Consider the following 15,880-nt stretch of genomic DNA (forward strand, 5'->3'; position numbering starts at 1 on the left):
CTCGCTGCTGCGGGGTGAATGTGGTGAGGGTGAGCGCGGTATCGATCTAAACCCGCAATGCCTCCAGCACCAGGCTGAACGCCGGGGAAGGCTGCCGTCGGCTGGGGTAGTACAGGTGATAGCCGGGGAACAGTGGGCACCAGTCTTCCAGCACCCGCACCAACCGACCGCTTTCAAGGTGAGCCGCAAGCTCATCGACAGGCAGATGCACCAGTCCCAGGCCGTCAAGCGCGGCATCGACCATGTGCGGTGACGTACTGAACACCAGCGGGCCATCCACGCGCACATTGATCTCGCGACCCTTCTTCTCGTACTCCCACACGTACAGTCCACCGCTGGTGGGCAGGCGGATGTTGATGCATCGGTGGCCGGTCAGATCACCTGGCATCTTCGGAATTCCGTGTGCAGCGAAGTAGCCCGGCGTCCCTGCGGTGGCCATGCGCAGGCGTGGGCCGATGGGCAGGGCAACCATGTCCTTGTCGATGGATTCGCCAAGTCGAACACCGGCGTCGAAGCGGTCGGCAACGATGTCACGCAATGCATAGCTGACGTCGAACTCGATGCGGATGTCCGGATAGCGATGCAGCAGCGGCATCAGCTTGGGGAGCAGAACGGTGCGCAGCACGTGGTCGCCGCTGGTGATCCTGACCTGCCCGGCTGGCGTGTCTCTCAGCGCAGTAAGGGCTTCGAGCTCCATTTCGATGTCGTCGAAGTGGTTGCCGATCGACTGCAGCAGGCGCTCGCCGGCGGTGGTCGGCGAAACGCTGCGCGTCGTGCGGGTCAGCAGCCGGATTCCCAGGCTCTCTTCCAGGGTCTTGATTGCCTGGCTCAGTGCAGACTGGGTAACTCCGAGCACACCCGCCGCGCGGGTGAAGCTGCCCTCCCGCGCTACGGTCACGAAAGCCAGGAGGTCATTGAAGTTGCGTCGTGCCATGGGCGCAGTGTGTCACAGGGATTAATTAGTGCAACTAATTGACCTATTCGCAATTGATTATCTAATCAAGTGTCCGTGCGTGGTCCAGACTGGCCCCCTCCCCCAACCACGGGAGCTCCGGCAGCCGGAGCCTTCCGCCGTCATCGCCCTTCTGGGCCTGGAAACCTTCATGAGTTCACTCAATCCTCCCCCGGCCGGGGCGGGCGTGGCCGCGCCTGCCCGCTCGGCAACCCCCAGGGAATGGGGAGCCGTGCTGGCCCTGTCACTCGGCGCGTTCGCCTTGGTTGCTTCCGAGTTCATGCCGGTCAGCCTGCTGACACCCATCGCCACCGACCTGCGGGTCAGTGAAGGCCAGGCCGGACAGGCCATTGCGGTGTCCGGCGCGTTCGCCCTTGTTACCAGCCTGCTGGTCTCGCCACTGGCCGGGCAGCTGGACCGCAAATGGCTGCTGCTGGGCCTCACCACCGCGATGATCTTCTCGGGCACGCTGGCGGCCCTGGCGCCCAGCTTCCCGGTGTTCATGCTGGGCCGTGCACTGATCGGCGTGGCCATCGGTGGCTTCTGGGCCATGTCGGCGGCCACCGCCATGCGCCTGGTTCCCTCCCACCAGGTGCCCCGCGCACTGGCGATCGTCAACGGCGGCAACGCGCTTGCCACGGTCATTGCTGCACCGATGGGCAGCTACTTCGGCGCCATCATCGGCTGGCGCGGCGCATTCTTCTCGCTGGTGCCGGTGGCCGTAGTGGCCCTGTTGTGGAAGATCGCCGCGTTGCCACCGATGAAGGCGACCGCCGGGCGTGCTTCGTGGAATGTGTTCGCGCTGTTGAAGCGCCCGCCGGTGGCGTGGGGCATGGTGGGCGTGAGCCTGTTCTTCATGGGCCAGTTCTCGCTGTTCACCTACCTGCGGCCGTTCGTGGAAGCCACACTCCACGTATCGCCTTCAACGTTGTCGCTGTTGCTGCTGTTGATGGGCGCTGCGGGCCTGGCCGGCACGGTGTTGATCGAGCCCTTCGTGCACAAGGCAATGTTCCGCACGCTGGTGCTGCTGCCAGCGCTGATGGCCCTGGTGGCTGCGTGCATGATCCTCATCGGCAACACGCTGCCGAGGGTGGCGGTGTTGTTCGCGCTGTGGGGCCTGCTTGGCACGTCGGCGCCCGTGGCCTGGTGGTCGTGGCTGGCCCGCACCCTGCCCGATGACGGAGAGGCCGGCGGCGGCCTGATGGTAGCCGTGGTGCAGATGGCCATTGCCATCGGTGCCACCGTGGGCGGCCTGCTGCTGGACCACCAGGGCTACCGCGCCACGTTCTGGTTCAGCGCCCTCCTGCTGCTGGGCTCGGTGGTCACCTCGTACATCGCTGCGCGCTCGGCGCAGCGGCAACGCGTGCCTGTTCATTCCTGAAGGAGTTACCCATGCACTACACATCTCTGGGCCGCTCGGGACTGAAGATCAGCCGGCTGGGCCTTGGCACCATGAACTTCGGCGAGCTTGCCGATGAGGCGACCAGCTTTGCCATCATGGATGCTGCCGTGGACGCCGGCATCAACCTGTTTGACAGCGCCGATGTCTACGGCGGGGCACAGTCACCGGACATGGCGCAGGGCTTCGGCCTCTCGGAAGAGATCATCGGGCGCTGGCTGAAGCGCAGTGGCAAGCGTGACGGCCTGGTACTGGCGACCAAGGTGTACCAGCCGATGGGGCCGGGCCCGAATGATCGTCGTCTGTCGGCGTATCACATCCGCCGCGCCTGCGAGGCCAGCCTGCGCCGGCTTCAGACCGACCATATCGATCTGTACCAGATGCACCACGTGGACCGAGCCACGCCCTGGGAAGAGATCTGGCAGGCGATGGAACAGCTGATCCGCGAAGGCAAGATCACCTACGTGGGCAGCAGCAACTTCGCCGGCTGGGACATCGCCACCGCACAGGGCGTGGCCTCCGCGCGGCACAGCTTTGGCCTGGTCGCCGAGCAGAGCCTGTACAACCTGACCCAGCGCACCGTGGAACTGGAAGTGATCCCGGCACTGCGCTACCACGGGCTGGGCCTGATTCCCTGGAGCCCGATCGGCATGGGGTTGCTGGGCGGCGTGCTGAAGAAGGTGGCCACCGGACGTCGCGCCACCCCGCAGATCCTGCACCGCATTGAACGCCTGCGACCCCAGCTCGAAGCGTATGAGGCGTTCTGCGATCAACTGGGCGAAGCACCTGCCGATGTGGCCCTGGCCTGGCTGCTGCACAACCCGGTGGTGACCACCGTGCTGAGCGGGCCGCGCACGGTGGACCAGCTTTTGCAGAACCTGAAGGCCCCTCGCCTGAAGCTCTCAGGCGAGTCATTGGCTCGGCTGGATGCGATCTGGCCCAGCCCTGGCGGCGAGGCACCCAATGCCTACGCCTGGTAATCCCCCAACTCCTGGAGCACTCCCCATGTCCATGCTTCTCGGCACCTTGATGTCCATGGCCGCGCCTGCGGCTGGCGGCGGCTCGACCGGCGCCGGCCTGAACGTAACGCCTGCGGGCAGCGCCTCGTCCGTTTCAGGTTCCGCTGACTACTTCACCGGCAACGTGCGCATCGATGGCGGCTTCCAACGCCCCGCGCCGGCACGCGTAGGCGGTGCAACGGTCACCTTTGAGCCCGGCGCACGCACGGCCTGGCACACCCACCCGCTGGGCCAGACCCTCATCGTGACGGCAGGCGTGGGCTGGGTGCAGCAGTGGGGTCAGCCGCGTCAGCAGATCCGTCCGGGTGACACCGTGTGGATCGCCCCGGGCGTGAAGCACTGGCATGGCGCGAGTGCCGCGGTAGCGATGACCCACATTGCGATTGCCGAGGCGGTGGATGGCAGCCCGGTGACGTGGCTGGAGAAGGTAAGCGACGAGCAGTATTCGGAGATGAGCGAATGAAGACGCTGCTGCTGTCTCTGGCTCTCGCCACCCTCCCCTTCATTGCAGTTGGACAGGACATGACCCACGGCGCGGACAATTTCTATCGAAGCACCCAGCTCATCACTGAAAAGGTGCACTTCAGCAACCAGTACCACATGCAGATCGCCGGCAATCTGTACGTACCGAAGAATGGAAAGCCCGGGCACGCCCTGCCTGCCATCATCGTGGGCCACCCGATGGGCGCGGTGAAGGAGCAGAGCGCGGATCTCTACGCGCAGAAGCTTGCCGAACAGGGCTTCGTGACGTTGGCCATCGATCAGTCGTTCTGGGGCGAAAGTGCGGGTGAGCCGCGGAATGCGGTTGCGCCGGACATCTATGCCGAAGCCTTCAGCGCCGCCGTCGACTACCTGGGCACGCAGCCACAGGTGGATCGCGAACGGATCGGCGTGCTTGGCATTTGTGGCAGTGGCAGTTTCGTGATCAGTGCGGCCAAGATCGACCCGCGCATGAAAGCCATTGCCACTGTCAGCATGTATGACATGGGTGCTGCGAACCGCAGTGCCCTCAACCGCTCGCAGAGTGTAGAGCAGCGCAAGGCCGTGATTGCTGCCGCCGCACGCCAGCGCTGGGTTGAAGCCGAGGGCGGCGCCACGCAGTACACCTCCGGCACCGTGCATAGGCTTGAGGCAGACACTCATCCGATCCAGCGCGAGTTCTACGACTTCTACCGTACTTCGCGCGGCGAGTTCACCCCGGCCGGCTCATCACCGGAGCTCACCACGCACCCGACGCTGACCAGCAATGTGAAGTTCATGAACTTCTATCCGTTCAACGACATCGAGACCATTTCGCCGCGTCCGATGCTGTTCATCGCGGGTGATCAGGCGCATTCAAGGGAATTCAGCGAGGAAGCCTACCGGCTGGCGGGACAACCGAAGAGGCTGCTGTGGGTGAAGGGTGCAGGCCATGTGGATCTGTATGACCGGACCGATCTGATTCCCTTTGCAGAGCTGGGGGCGTTCTTCCGGAAGAGCCTGGATGGAAGCATGTGATAGGCCGCCCCCCCCCTACCCTCACCCCGGCCGCAGCATCGCCACCAACCCTCCCATCAGGGCGCTCCCTGCCGCCACGACCAGCCACGCCTTCCCTACACTACGGGTACTGAAGATGCCCACGGCAACGGCGATCAACAGCACGAACCCCAGCAGCGAACTGGTCAGGACCGAAACGGACGTGCGTACATTCACCAGCGAGGGCAGCAACAGCGCCAGTGCCGTGGCGGTGAGCGCGGTGAACACGTAGGCCCCCACCGAGGCAGCCAGCACGCGGCTCGCCACCTGCCAGCGATGGGCCGCGCCCTGCCCGGGCGCCGGCTTGGCGCTGCGTGGGGCCTCCTGCGCCCGTGGCCAGCGCCGCTGCAGCATCAGGGCCATTCTTGCCAGCACCAGCCCGAAGGCCAGGGCGACCAGCTCTACGCCGGCCTGCTGCCATGCGCCCCGCTGCAGGTACATCAGCAGTCCCTGCCCGGTGGTTGCCAGATTCACCAGCGGCAGTGCCAGGCACAGCGCGGCGGCCAGCCACAACTGCTCGATCCAGGCTGCGCGCGGTGGGCGGCACAGTGCGTGCAGCACCGAGGCCGCGCAGGTTAGAAGGAAAATGCGTATTTCCCATGCGCTGCGATCGCTCATTTCCAGTGGCAGCAACCGATTGCCGTGCAGGTAGACGATGCTTGCCAGTGCCACCCCGGCCAGCGATGCCACGTTGAAGGCTTCCACGCAACGGTAGATGCCTGCCGTGGCGGCGCCGAACTCGTGCTCGCTGCGCTTGCGCCGCTTGAGCGAGAACAGCAGCGTGCCGATAGCGATCATTGCCGTGCCCAGCAGGCCGCTGATGAAGTACAGCCACTTCATCGGCCAGCCACCGAAATCGGCCTTGTGCAGGGCTTCGATGGTTTCGTGTACCTGCACGGCACCCAACTGCGGCGGATGCGCTGCATGCTGTTGCAGGAGCCTGCCACTGGCCGCATCGAAGGTCACCCGGCTGGCCTCGCTCAACAGGTGCTTGCCGGTGTTCCCCGCTGTCTTGCGGCCCTCCACTTCCACCACGCTGTGCACGGTGCCGGGCGCCTGGATCACCACCAGTGCCGGCCGCTGACCGCTGATGGCCTGCGCCCGCGCAAGCAGGTCCGGCAGGTTCGGCAACTGCGCGCCCGCAACCAGGATGCCGGCCGGGACAGGTCGCGCAGGTGCCAGTTCGGCTTCATAGCGTGCATAGGCATCATCGGCATCGCCATAGGCTGCCTGCACGGGCCACGGCAGGTAGCTGCTGTAGAAGAAGGTCAGCCCGGTGTAGCCGATCATGAACAGGAACGGCAGGGTCAGCACGGCACTCAGGTTGTGCGCGTCCAGCCAGCTGCGCTGCCCCTTGCCCGGGCGGAAGGTGAAGAAGTCCTTGAAGATGCGTTTATGCACCACCACGCCGGACACAAGCGCCAGCAGCATGCAGGCGGTGATCCAGCCGACCAGCCAGTAGCCGGCCATGCCGCCGTGCAAGGTGTAATGGAACGACATGAAGTGGCGCCCGCCTTCGGTTTCCCGAAGGCGAGGTGGAGGGTGTGGCATGCCGGTGCCGGCATCCACCCAGCGTTCGTGCGCGGTGCCGCCGTCATCCTCCCATGACAGCTGCAGCGGCCAGCCGTGCTGGGCAGGCCAACGGATCTGCCATGCCCGGGCATCGGCGGCGTTTGCAGCCAACCACTGCTGCGCTCGCGCTGCCTGCGCACCTGCATCCATTTCCTGCGGGGAGGCCGGCACCGGGCCGGCCTCCATCCATCGCGTGATCGGCTCGCGGAACACGCTGAGCGTGCCGGTGAGGAAGATCGCGCACAACAACCAGCCGCAGGTGAGGCCGCACCAGGTGTGCAGCCACGACATGCTCTGCCGGAAGCCCGCCTTCATGCCATCCCCGTGGCGGGCAGGCCCTTGCCCCGCCGGTTGCGGAGGATCACAGCGCGCCGCGCAGCGTCAGCATCACGTTGCGGGGTTCGCCAAAGAAGTTGCCGCGGCGGATCTGGCTGATCATTGCGTAATAGCGCGTGTCGAACAGGTTGGCCACGTTGAGGCCCACGCTCCAGCGCGGATTGATCCGGTAGCCGGCACGCAGGTCCCACACCGCACGTCCCGCTGCGCCCATGCGCCAGTCCGGGTCGTCGTAGGCCGGATAGGAATAGCTGCTCTGTGCAGAGACGCCACCGCCCACGGAGAACGCATTCCAGCGGCCGGGCAGCTGGTAGGACGTCGACAGGCGCAGCAGATGGCGCGGCGTTTCGGCGCTGATGGTGGCGCCCTCATCGTCGCGGCTGGTGACGTGGGTATAGCCCGCCATCATCTGCCAGCCGGGCGCCAGTTCGCCGCTGGCTTCGAGTTCAAAGCCCTTGCTGCGCAGCTTTCCACCATTGCGGTAGCAATCGGACGAGGCCAGCGAGCCGGGGCAGCTGCCCGGGTCGGACGCGTCCACCACGGCGTTGCCGGTCTTGCGGATGGAAAACACCGCAGCGGAGACGTTCAGGCGGCCATCGTTCAGTTCGCCCTTCACGCCCAGCTCGTAGTTGGCGCCGATGGCGGGATCGAGCACCGCACCGGATGAGGTGACGTAGGAGCTCTGCGGCTGGAAGGTATCGGCGTAGCTGGCGTAGACCGACCACTGCGGGCCCAGGTCGTAGACGAGGCCGGCGTACGGGGTGAATTCGTGCTTCTGTTCGTACTCGCGGCTCCTGGCGCCGGTGAAGCCATCGTTGGACTGGTACTTCACCCAGCTCAGCCGGCCACCCAGCGTGAGGTGCAGCGGTTCTGCCAGCTGCAGGCGCAGGTTGCTGTACACGCCGCTCTGCTGCGCACGCGCGTTTTCCGACCAGTCCCACGCGGGTTGCAGTGGTTGTGCAATGGCGCTGTGGTCCGGTGCGTAGACATCGATCGGCACGTCGATGGCCAGGTCCGCCGAGCTCTGGCGGGTGCGCTGGCGCGACCACATCGCCCCCAGCAGCAGCTGGTGGGTGCGGCCGAAGGCGTCGAAACTGCCGGTGGTGTGCAGATCGATACCATCGCTGCGCACGCGCGATCGGTTGAAGTAGATGTCATAGAAGCGCGAGCCGATGCCGGTGGCCCGGTCCACCCCGCCCACCGGAACCGCAACGCGCTGGTCCAGGTCCGATTCGGTGCGGTTCACCGACAGGCGCGCCTTCCAGCGTTCGTTGAAGCGGTGCTCCGCTTCGGCGAAGGCTTCGTCAACGGAGCCTTCCTGGCGGTTCCAGTCCTGGATGAGCGAGGTGGAACGCTTGATGTCCAGCGCCCCGCCATCGGTGTAGCGCGGCAGGCCGAACAGCCAGTAGCCGTCGGTGTCACTGGCCTGATGACGCAGGCCAAAGGTGAGCGTGGTGTCCTGGCCCAGGTCGGCATCGATCACGCCGTAGGCCACCGGCGTCTTCGATGAGGTGCCGCGCTGGAAGTAGTCGCGGTCCTGGTAGGCGGCGACGAGTCGGCCACGTACCGTGCCAGCGGCATTGAGCGGGCCACCACCGTCGACCTCTAGGCGATAGTTGTCCCACGAGCCCAGCGTGGCCGCCAGATCCAGATGGGCCTGGTCGCGCGGGCGCTTGCGCACCATGTTGATCGCCCCGCTGGGGTCGGCCGCGCCGAGCATCATGCCACCGGCACCGCGCAGCACTTCAACCCGCTCCAGCACGGCGGTGTCGATCGGCAGCCAGCCCACCGGGGCATAGACGATGCCGGCCACGCCATCGACCAGATAGTTGCTGTCGTCCACGGTGAAGCTGCGGATCGAGAACTTGTGGTTGCCGAAGTTGCGGGCGGTCTTGGTCACGCCCGTGGTCTGCGCCAGTGCCTCGTCCAGCGTGGTGAGGTTGCGATCGTCCAGCTGCTGGCGGGTGATCACGCTGACCGACTGCGGGGTCTGGCGGATGCTCTGCCCCAGCTTGCCCAGGCTCAGCTCACGTGTCGTGTAGGAGCCATCGCCTGGGCCATTGGCGGTCACATTCACCGTCTGCAGGGTGGTCTGGGCATCCTTGCTGCGCGCAGGTGATGCTGCGTCCTGCGCCAGCGTGAACACGCCGGGGCGAGTGGCGTTGACACGCACCCCACTGCCCTCCAGCAGGCGCGCCAATGCTTCCTGCGGCGTGTAGCTGCCCGTCACCGCCGGCGCGCGGCGGCCGGCCACCGCCGATTCACTGAACAACACCTGCTGCCGCGACTGTTCGGAGAATCGGCGCAGTGCTGCATCCAGCGGTTGCGCTGGAATATTGAACGGCATGCGCGCCGCCGGTTGCGCCTGTGCGATGGCCGGCGCAGCCAGTGCGCTGGAAATGCACACGGCCAGCAGCGGCAGCCGCGTGGCCTGTACACCCGTAGAGAACGCGCGGGCGACAAGTGCGCGCTTGATCTTCATGTACCCCATTACCGCTCCATCATGCTTGGCCACCACTGGCCTCACTGGGGTAAACGGAAAACAGCGATGGGGTGGGAACCCGTGCTGGAACAATTTCTTCCTGCGGCGTCAGCGCGTGACAGGCCGCTCGTCGATGCGATAGCCGCCCTGCGCCGTGCGGGTCACCCGCACAGGCAACAGATCCGGCAGCGCCTCGACGAAGCTGGCCGGGGCGTCGGTGGCGGCGTAGCCGGAAACCGGCAGGAATTTCAGCCCTGGCTGGCCCAGCGTGACCGGGTGGCCCAGATACTGCGCGACTTCCTGCGCCACTTCGTCCAGCGGAGTGCGCCGGAACACCAGGCGCCCGTTGCGCCAACCGCCGATGCTGTCTGCACTGGCAGAAATGGGACGAGATGTGGCTGTGGCAGTGGTCACCGCCAGGCCTTGTTCGGCGTACAGGCTGACCGGCGCGGCGCCTTCGGTGCGGTCCGGCTGTACCCGCACATGCCCATGCAGCACCTTGACCAGCACTTCGCCCGGCCCGTTACGCACATTGAAGGCAGTGCCAACCACGGTCACCCGGCTGCGCTGGGCATCCACGCTGAAGGGCCGCTCGGCCGCCGGGGCGACCTCGAAGAACGCCTCGCCCTGGCTGAGCACGACTTCGCGGCGGGAGCGATAGAAATGCACGGCCAGCGTGCTGCGCGCGTTGATCGAAATCCGTGAGCCGTCGGGCAGTTGCAGATCACGGATCTCGCCAGCGCCGGTGCTCACGTCCTGTACGTAGCTGGGCGTGGTGTACCACCCGTAGCCGACCCAACCCAGGGCCAGGAGCGCCACCGCCGCAGCGGTCGCCACGCGAGGAAGGCGTCGCGACCGCGCGCGGCGCGTCACGCCTTCCGGTCGCAGGGCGGCAGGTGCCGCTGGCGCACGCGCGGCCTGAGTGTCCGAAGCCAAGGCGGGGCGCGGCAGCTGGCCGAGGTCGTGCCAGGTCGTGGCCACGTCGGTGAACGCCTGCTGGTGCGCTTCGCTTTCGGCGAGCCAGTGCTGCAGGGCCGCCTCGTCATCCGGGCGCCAGTCCACATCCTGCCGTCGCAGCAGCCACGTGGCCGCCGCCTCGTGCAGGGCAAACGGGTCAGAACCTGCGGCAGAAGGGAGATCGGTCATCGGCAGGGAAGATCGGCATCAATGGCAGGCGCCAACTCCTCGCCTGCCCCGCTGGACCGATGCAGTTCCTGCATCTGTTCCAGCGACGCATAGCGTACCCGCACTTGGCAGTAAGCAACCGCGCGCGCCAGGTGCTTGACCACCATGCGCCGGGAGATCTGCATGCGGGCGGCCACCTCTTCCTGGGTCAGGCCATCGAAGCGGCAGAGCACGAATGCTTCGCGTTGGCGCTCGGGCAGTTCGGCCATCGCGTCTGCCAGGCGCTGCAGGCGCTGGCGCTGTGCGGTGAGCTGCAGCGGGCACTGTGATTCATCGCTGGCCATGGGATGGCCGGCGTCCTCCGCATCTGCCAGAGGTACGGTCTGCACGCGGCGGCCTGCGCTGCGCTCGCGGTATTCGTCGGCCACGGTGTTCATTACCGTCCGGCGAAGGTAGGCCCCCTGCTGATCGCTGGACGCCAGCGAAGGGTTTGCCGCAATCCATTTGACTGCGCCGTCGTGCAGGGCGTCCTCAGCGTCTCCGCCTCTGACGCGCGCAAGGCCGCGGAGGATGGGCGCCCGCCAACGGGCATAGGCTTTGGAAAGCAGACTGCCGCCCGTGGATGAGCCGCTCTCGGCCAGGCCGGCCTCTGCTGATGCGCTCTGGTTCGCGGCCCCGCCCGTGCCCCGGCCTAGCGCGGACACGGCGTCCTCAGGACAGATGCCTGCGGTCTGCACAGGTAGGGCGGGACATTCACTTGGATAGCCGGCGGATGGGCCGCACTGGGCGACAGAGGGGTGGAGACCTGCAAGTGTAGTGAGAGTCATTTGCAATTGGAACTCCCCCGCCCTGCCCGTCCCCCCCCCTCGCGAAAGGCGCGCCGGTGCTACGTCACTCGCGCGGCGGGCCAGCACCCTCGGCAACCCTGACGAAGACCGGGTTGGAATAGAACCAAAGATCCGCCCACGGATCCTCGCCGGGCGCGTCCGCCAGTGCATCCACCGCACCGGTGCTGTTGCCCCGCACCCGCACGAAGCCACCGCGCGGCGGCACGGGCAGTGACCAGCGCGCCACGATCCAGTCGCCGTCACGCCGCCACGTTGCGGCATCGAATCCGCGCCGCTGCATCTGCAACGCGCCGCCCTCCTCCCTGCTGCCCACGATCAGCTCGATGCGCTTCAGCGCCGGGTGCTGCCCGTTCGCGTTGGCGCGCGCCGGCTGCCGTGCCCGCACCTCCACCTGCATCGTCTGCACTGCCGGCAGCACCAGCGTGCCGCCCATCCCGGCGCTGGAGTCGCGGGCGGCCACCCGCAGCTCCAAGGCGTCGATCAGGTCGCCGGTGACGGTGAACATGCGGCCGTTGCGCAGGGCATCCAGGATGTCTTCGGCCTCCGGCCGCGCCCAAGCGTACGTCTTGCTGTACTCGCCCGGGTCGTAATCGCGCCCGCCATCGCGCAGGTTCACATGCGAGTCGGAGTTGGCGGTGATCCAGAAGCGGATGCCATCGGCCAGCATCTGGTCCCAGATGCCGCCGACCTGCGCGGTCATCTGGTCGTAGCCGCCAAGTGTCGGCGCGGCGGCGTTGCGGTACAGCCCGCGTTCGCTGCGGATGGCCTGGTGACCGGGGGCGCCCTCCATGCCCACCAGCACATGGGGTGCGGCCGCATGCCAGCCGCGCAGCTCGTCCGGGGTTACCTCGCCCCACTCGCCGATGCCGGTTGCGGTACGCGAAGGATGGTTGATGAACATCAGTGGCGCAGGGGCCAGGCCGCGCAGGTAGGCCAATGCCGCCTGCATCTGCTGTTCGCTATCGCGGCTGCCGTGCAGTGGTTCGCTGCGGCTGAAGTCCCGCTCGGCGATGACCAGCTGCTCCCGTTCCTGCGGGCCCGGCGCGATGATCAGCGAGGCGTGCTCGCCCGCGGGCACATCGAATTCCATGCCATTGAACTGGATCACTTCGGGCACATCGGTGCGCGCCTGCAGCAGCGCCGGATAGGCATGGTCGCGGGTGACCGCGGAGTGGCCGGGGCCGCCGTGGTCGGTGTGGACCATCCAGCGCAGGCCGAAGGCCCTGGCCTGTGCTGCGTTGTGGCTGCGGCTGTAGGGCGAGTCGCCACCACGCACCGGCGTGGGCGGCGTGGTGCGGCGGTCCCAGTCCACGCTCCATTCGCTGTGCACATGGTGGTCACCGGCCAGCCATTGGCGGCAAGCGTCGACTGGCGGGGTTGCCTCCGCCGGGGCGGACAATGCCGGGGCCGCCGCTGCGAGCAGCGCCAGCATTACAAGGTTCTTCATGGGTTCACCTCAGAAAGGCGCACGGACAACGCACGGACCCTTGCGGGTCCGCACGCTGCCGGTGCGTGAATGCCTGCTTAGAAGTCCGCGCGCAGGCCCAGGCTGATGCGACGGCCCGAGGTCTCATCCATGGTCGGGAAGGACGGGTCCATGGTGTAGCCGCTGGTCCGCTCGTTGGTGAGGTTGATGCCCTTCAGGCTGATCTTGATGTTGTCGGTGATGCGGTAACCGATCGACACATCCATCTGGCCATAGGCATCGCGCCAGATCGGGTACAGGTTGTAACCGATCGATTCGACGTAGGCGCCCTTGTGGTTGTAGGACACGCGCGCGTCGAAGCGCGAATTCTCGTAGTAGGCGGTGAGGTTCCAGGTCTTCTCCGACAGCCCCGGCATCGGGGTGCGGATGCCCAGGCTGGATTCGCCGGCCAGCGAGCTGTCCAGCATGGTGTAGTTGGCATTGATGCCAAACCCGTCCAGCCACGGCGTGAACATGTTCAGCGGCAGCTGTGCCACCAGTTCAACGCCATCGACCTGGTAGGAACCCTTGGCATTCACCGGCTGGTAGACGTCGAAATCGTAGATGCCATTGAGGCTGCCGTTGGCGTTGTATACCGCCACATTCTGAACCACGCCGGTCAGCGAGTTGATCACCACGCCATCGATGTTCTTGCGGAAGTAGCTGGCGGCGAACAGCGCGCCGTTGTCCAGGTACTTCTCCAGGCCGATCTCCCACTGCTTGGCATAGGTGGGCTTCAGCTCAGGATTGCCATCGGTGAAACGGTAGGAGCCCCAGCTGGCGGTGCGCTTGTAGGCGATGTCGGTCAGCGCCGGGCGCATCATCACCTTGGACGCCGCCGCGCGCAGCAGCAGGCCGTGCGACAGCTCGGCGGTCATGTTGAAGCTGGGCAGCAGATCGTCGTAGCTGCCGTCCTTCGACACCGGAGTGTCGGTGTAGCCGGTGCTGCCGTTGGGCAGCTGGATCGGGTGATAGCCGAACGAATCGACCTTCGTGTCCACGTAGCGCGCACCCGCATTGACGGTGAACGGAACGCTGCCGATATCGAAGGCGAAGTCGGCCATGGCGTAGAAGCTCATCACCTTCTCGTCAACCTGGTAGAACTGGCCAGGATCGAACGGGGTCTGGAAGCCCGCGTAGCGGAACGCGCTGCGTGCGTAGTCGTTGGAGATCTGCTGCCAGGCCAGCCCCTTGTTGGAGTAGCTGCCGCCGGGAACGATGTCGTCGATGTACTGCAGCGGGCTGTCGGCCATCGTGCGGGTGTTGACCCAGGCGCTGCTGCCCGCGCTCGGCCCGGTGATCTTCAGCTCGCCGTACTGGCGTTCCTTGGAGCGATCGGTGTAGCGCGCACCGAACCGGACCGTGTGCAGCGCGGGCAGGAAGGCCATGTCCAGCAGGCGGGTGACATTGACCTGGGCGGCGTACTTGTCGTCCTTCACCTTCTCCAGCGTGGTCTCGTAGGCCTCGAACAGGTACCGGCTCGGGTCGTTGTACATGTCGAAGCTGCCGGCGGCGGCGGTCGGGATGGTTTCACCGCTGCTGCCGGTCCAGCGGGTGCGCGACGGCGCATAGGCCACGTGCTTGAGATTGGAGAAATCCGAGGTCTTTTCCGCGCCGGAGTAGCCCACCAGCGCATCCACGTACCAACGGTCGCCCTTCCAGTCCATCGCCATGCTGTACTGGCTGTAGTCGGTCTTGTTGATCCGCTCCTTGCTCAGCATCTCGTGCTGGGTGGCGGTGTAGGACACATCGCGCAGCACCACCATGCCGTACTCGGACAGCGTACTGGCATCGTAGGCATGGATGGTATCGAACGTACTGCGGCTGGAGGCCGAATAGGCGGCTGCGTCGTACTCGTCCTCGGTGCTGTCATAGCCGCCGACCATCGCGTCGAAGGTCAGGCTGAAGTTGTTGCTGGGCTTGTACTGCAACGACCCGGTGGCGCCCCACTTGTCCTGCTCGTTGAGGTAGACGCGATCACCCACCTTGTCCTGGAACACGACCCGGTTGGTCTGCTCGGCATCATTGCGATTGGTGATGTTGACACCCGCGTCGCGCAGCAGCACGGCCTGCGCCTGGGTACCGCGGGTGCCCGAGGCAGTGAGGAAGCGCGAGGACGGCCGGAAGTTGATGCCCGAGGTGGAGTCGGTGCGGTTGGTGCGCTTGGACTGCGAGTACGAGACCAGCGCGCCCCAGTCACCCCAGGTATCGGCGGCGAGGAAGGCAAAGCGCGGATCCACCTCCTCCGAGATGCTGTTGTGCGCGCCTTCGGCGGAGAACACCAGCTTGCGTTCGTTGTAGTCGAACGGGCGTGCGGTGGAGATCTTCACCGAGCCGGCAATGCCGCCCTCTTCGTCGGCGGCGGTGGGCGACTTCTGCACGGTCACCTGCTGGATGATCTCCGAGGCGAACATGTCGAATTCCACGTCGCGACCGCCGCTGCCCGAGGCGGTCGCCAGATCGTTGATCGAAACGTGGGTGTACTCCGAAGGCAGGCCGCGCACATTGACCTTGGTGCCCAGGCCCTTGTTGCGCTCGATGGTCACGCCCGGCATGCGCTGCAGGGCTTCAGCGAGATTCTGTTCGGGAAAATCGGCCACGTCGGTCGCGACGATCGAATCTGAAAAGCCCACCGTGGCGCGCTTGATGTCCACGGCCTTCTCCAGGCTGCGGCTGTAGCTGCCGGTGACCTGGATGGTTTCAAGGTTGGCCGCCTGCGCACCGGAGTTCGCAGCGCCGGCCGGTGCCGTTGCCGCAACTGCGCCCACGACCGCCTCGGGTGCTGCCAGCGCGGAGGTGGCGGCCGGCGCGCTGGCGTCCTGTGCCTCGATGGTGACCGTGGTGGCATTGAGATAGCGGTAGCGCAGGCCGGTGCCGGCCAGCAGGCGGCTGAGCGCTGCGTCCGCGCTCAGGCCGGCCGGCACGCCCGGGGTGCGCGGATTGCCCGCATTCTGCGCGTTGTAGACGAACTGCAGGCCGGTCTGGCGCGACAGCGCATTGAGCGCCCCGTCCAGCGGCTGCGAGGCGATCGCTTCGCTGGAGACGCGGGCCGGTTCTGCGGCGTTGGCGCCGGCCGTGGCGGTGATCTGCAGTGCAAGGGCAATGGAAAGGAACAGGGTGCGGCGCATCGTAGGGTCCAGTAGGGAATGGCGGTGGTCGCGGAACAG

The 15,880-nt window shown here is 66.3% G+C and carries 11 protein-coding genes; 4 read left to right on the forward strand and 7 right to left on the reverse strand.

Translation table 11 applies throughout. From position 1 onward, the window contains the following. Positions 1–46 precede the first annotated feature (46 nt). Complete coding sequence (locus N440_RS08210) at positions 47–934, reverse strand: LysR family transcriptional regulator (RefSeq protein ID WP_053508457.1); 888 nt, start codon at positions 932–934, stop codon at positions 47–49. A 169-nt stretch (positions 935–1,103) separates the two neighbouring features. Between N440_RS08210 and N440_RS08215 the strand changes: the two genes are divergently transcribed. From N440_RS08215 to N440_RS08230, 4 genes are read left to right on the forward strand one after another with little or no spacing between them, the layout of a single operon-like run. Then, positions 1,104–2,333: an MFS transporter gene (locus N440_RS08215; protein WP_133934693.1), complete on the forward strand. Its 1,230-nt coding sequence runs from the start codon at positions 1,104–1,106 to the stop codon at positions 2,331–2,333. An 11-nt stretch (positions 2,334–2,344) separates the two neighbouring features. Continuing rightward, positions 2,345–3,331, forward strand: a complete 987-nt coding sequence (locus tag N440_RS08220; protein ID WP_133934694.1) for an aldo/keto reductase — start codon at positions 2,345–2,347, stop codon at positions 3,329–3,331. A 55-nt stretch (positions 3,332–3,386) separates the two neighbouring features. Continuing rightward, complete coding sequence (locus N440_RS08225; RefSeq protein WP_133936001.1) at positions 3,387–3,833, forward strand: cupin domain-containing protein; 447 nt, start codon at positions 3,387–3,389, stop codon at positions 3,831–3,833. Continuing rightward, positions 3,830–4,867 carry an alpha/beta hydrolase gene (locus N440_RS08230; RefSeq protein WP_133934695.1) on the forward strand — a complete coding sequence of 346 codons (1,038 nt, stop codon included), beginning with the start codon at positions 3,830–3,832 and terminating at the stop codon, positions 4,865–4,867. The genes N440_RS08225 and N440_RS08230 overlap by 4 nt, the downstream gene beginning before the upstream one ends. A 21-nt stretch (positions 4,868–4,888) precedes the next feature. Here the strand turns inward: N440_RS08230 and N440_RS08235 are convergent, their stop codons facing one another. From N440_RS08235 to N440_RS08260, 6 genes are all read right to left on the reverse strand, one after another. Then, positions 4,889–6,772, reverse strand: coding sequence for a PepSY-associated TM helix domain-containing protein (locus N440_RS08235; protein ID WP_133934696.1), 1,884 nt, complete (start codon positions 6,770–6,772; stop codon positions 4,889–4,891). A 46-nt stretch (positions 6,773–6,818) separates the two neighbouring features. Continuing rightward, positions 6,819–9,275: a TonB-dependent receptor gene (locus N440_RS08240; protein ID WP_243831305.1), complete on the reverse strand. Its 2,457-nt coding sequence runs from the start codon at positions 9,273–9,275 to the stop codon at positions 6,819–6,821. A gap of 108 nt (positions 9,276–9,383) precedes the next feature. Beyond that, positions 9,384–10,421 (reverse strand): FecR domain-containing protein, encoded by a 1,038-nt coding sequence (locus N440_RS08245; RefSeq protein ID WP_133934698.1) that lies wholly within the window; start codon positions 10,419–10,421, stop codon positions 9,384–9,386. Continuing rightward, entirely contained in the window at positions 10,418–11,104 is a 687-nt protein-coding gene (locus tag N440_RS08250) for a sigma-70 family RNA polymerase sigma factor (RefSeq protein ID WP_133934699.1), read from the reverse strand. The genes N440_RS08245 and N440_RS08250 overlap by 4 nt, the downstream gene beginning before the upstream one ends. A 187-nt stretch (positions 11,105–11,291) precedes the next feature. After that, entirely contained in the window at positions 11,292–12,695 is a 1,404-nt protein-coding gene (locus N440_RS08255) for a hypothetical protein (protein ID WP_243831306.1), read from the reverse strand. Positions 12,696–12,772: 77 nt separating this feature from the next. Next, complete coding sequence (locus N440_RS08260) at positions 12,773–15,841, reverse strand: TonB-dependent receptor (RefSeq protein WP_133934700.1); 3,069 nt, start codon at positions 15,839–15,841, stop codon at positions 12,773–12,775. Between the last annotated feature and the right edge of the window lie 39 nt (positions 15,842–15,880).

The organism is Stenotrophomonas sp. CC22-02, from assembly GCF_004365115.1.
GTDB classification, from domain to species: Bacteria; Pseudomonadota; Gammaproteobacteria; order Xanthomonadales; family Xanthomonadaceae; genus Stenotrophomonas; species Stenotrophomonas forensis.

What these genes read in the sequence shown, in the direction of transcription:
- N440_RS08210 (WP_053508457.1), bottom strand. Translation starts at nt 934, where the DNA reads ATGGCACGACGCAACTTCAATGACCTCCTGGCTTTCGTGACCGTAGCG.
- N440_RS08215 (WP_133934693.1), top strand. Translation starts at nt 1,104, where the DNA reads ATGAGTTCACTCAATCCTCCCCCGGCCGGGGCGGGCGTGGCCGCGCCT.
- N440_RS08220 (WP_133934694.1), top strand. Translation starts at nt 2,345, where the DNA reads ATGCACTACACATCTCTGGGCCGCTCGGGACTGAAGATCAGCCGGCTG.
- N440_RS08225 (WP_133936001.1), top strand. Translation starts at nt 3,387, where the DNA reads ATGGCCGCGCCTGCGGCTGGCGGCGGCTCGACCGGCGCCGGCCTGAAC.
- N440_RS08230 (WP_133934695.1), top strand. Translation starts at nt 3,830, where the DNA reads ATGAAGACGCTGCTGCTGTCTCTGGCTCTCGCCACCCTCCCCTTCATT.
- N440_RS08235 (WP_133934696.1), bottom strand. Translation starts at nt 6,772, where the DNA reads ATGAAGGCGGGCTTCCGGCAGAGCATGTCGTGGCTGCACACCTGGTGC.
- N440_RS08240 (WP_243831305.1), bottom strand. Translation starts at nt 9,275, where the DNA reads ATGAAGATCAAGCGCGCACTTGTCGCCCGCGCGTTCTCTACGGGTGTA.
- N440_RS08245 (WP_133934698.1), bottom strand. Translation starts at nt 10,421, where the DNA reads ATGACCGATCTCCCTTCTGCCGCAGGTTCTGACCCGTTTGCCCTGCAC.
- N440_RS08255 (WP_243831306.1), bottom strand. Translation starts at nt 12,695, where the DNA reads ATGAAGAACCTTGTAATGCTGGCGCTGCTCGCAGCGGCGGCCCCGGCA.
- N440_RS08260 (WP_133934700.1), bottom strand. Translation starts at nt 15,841, where the DNA reads ATGCGCCGCACCCTGTTCCTTTCCATTGCCCTTGCACTGCAGATCACC.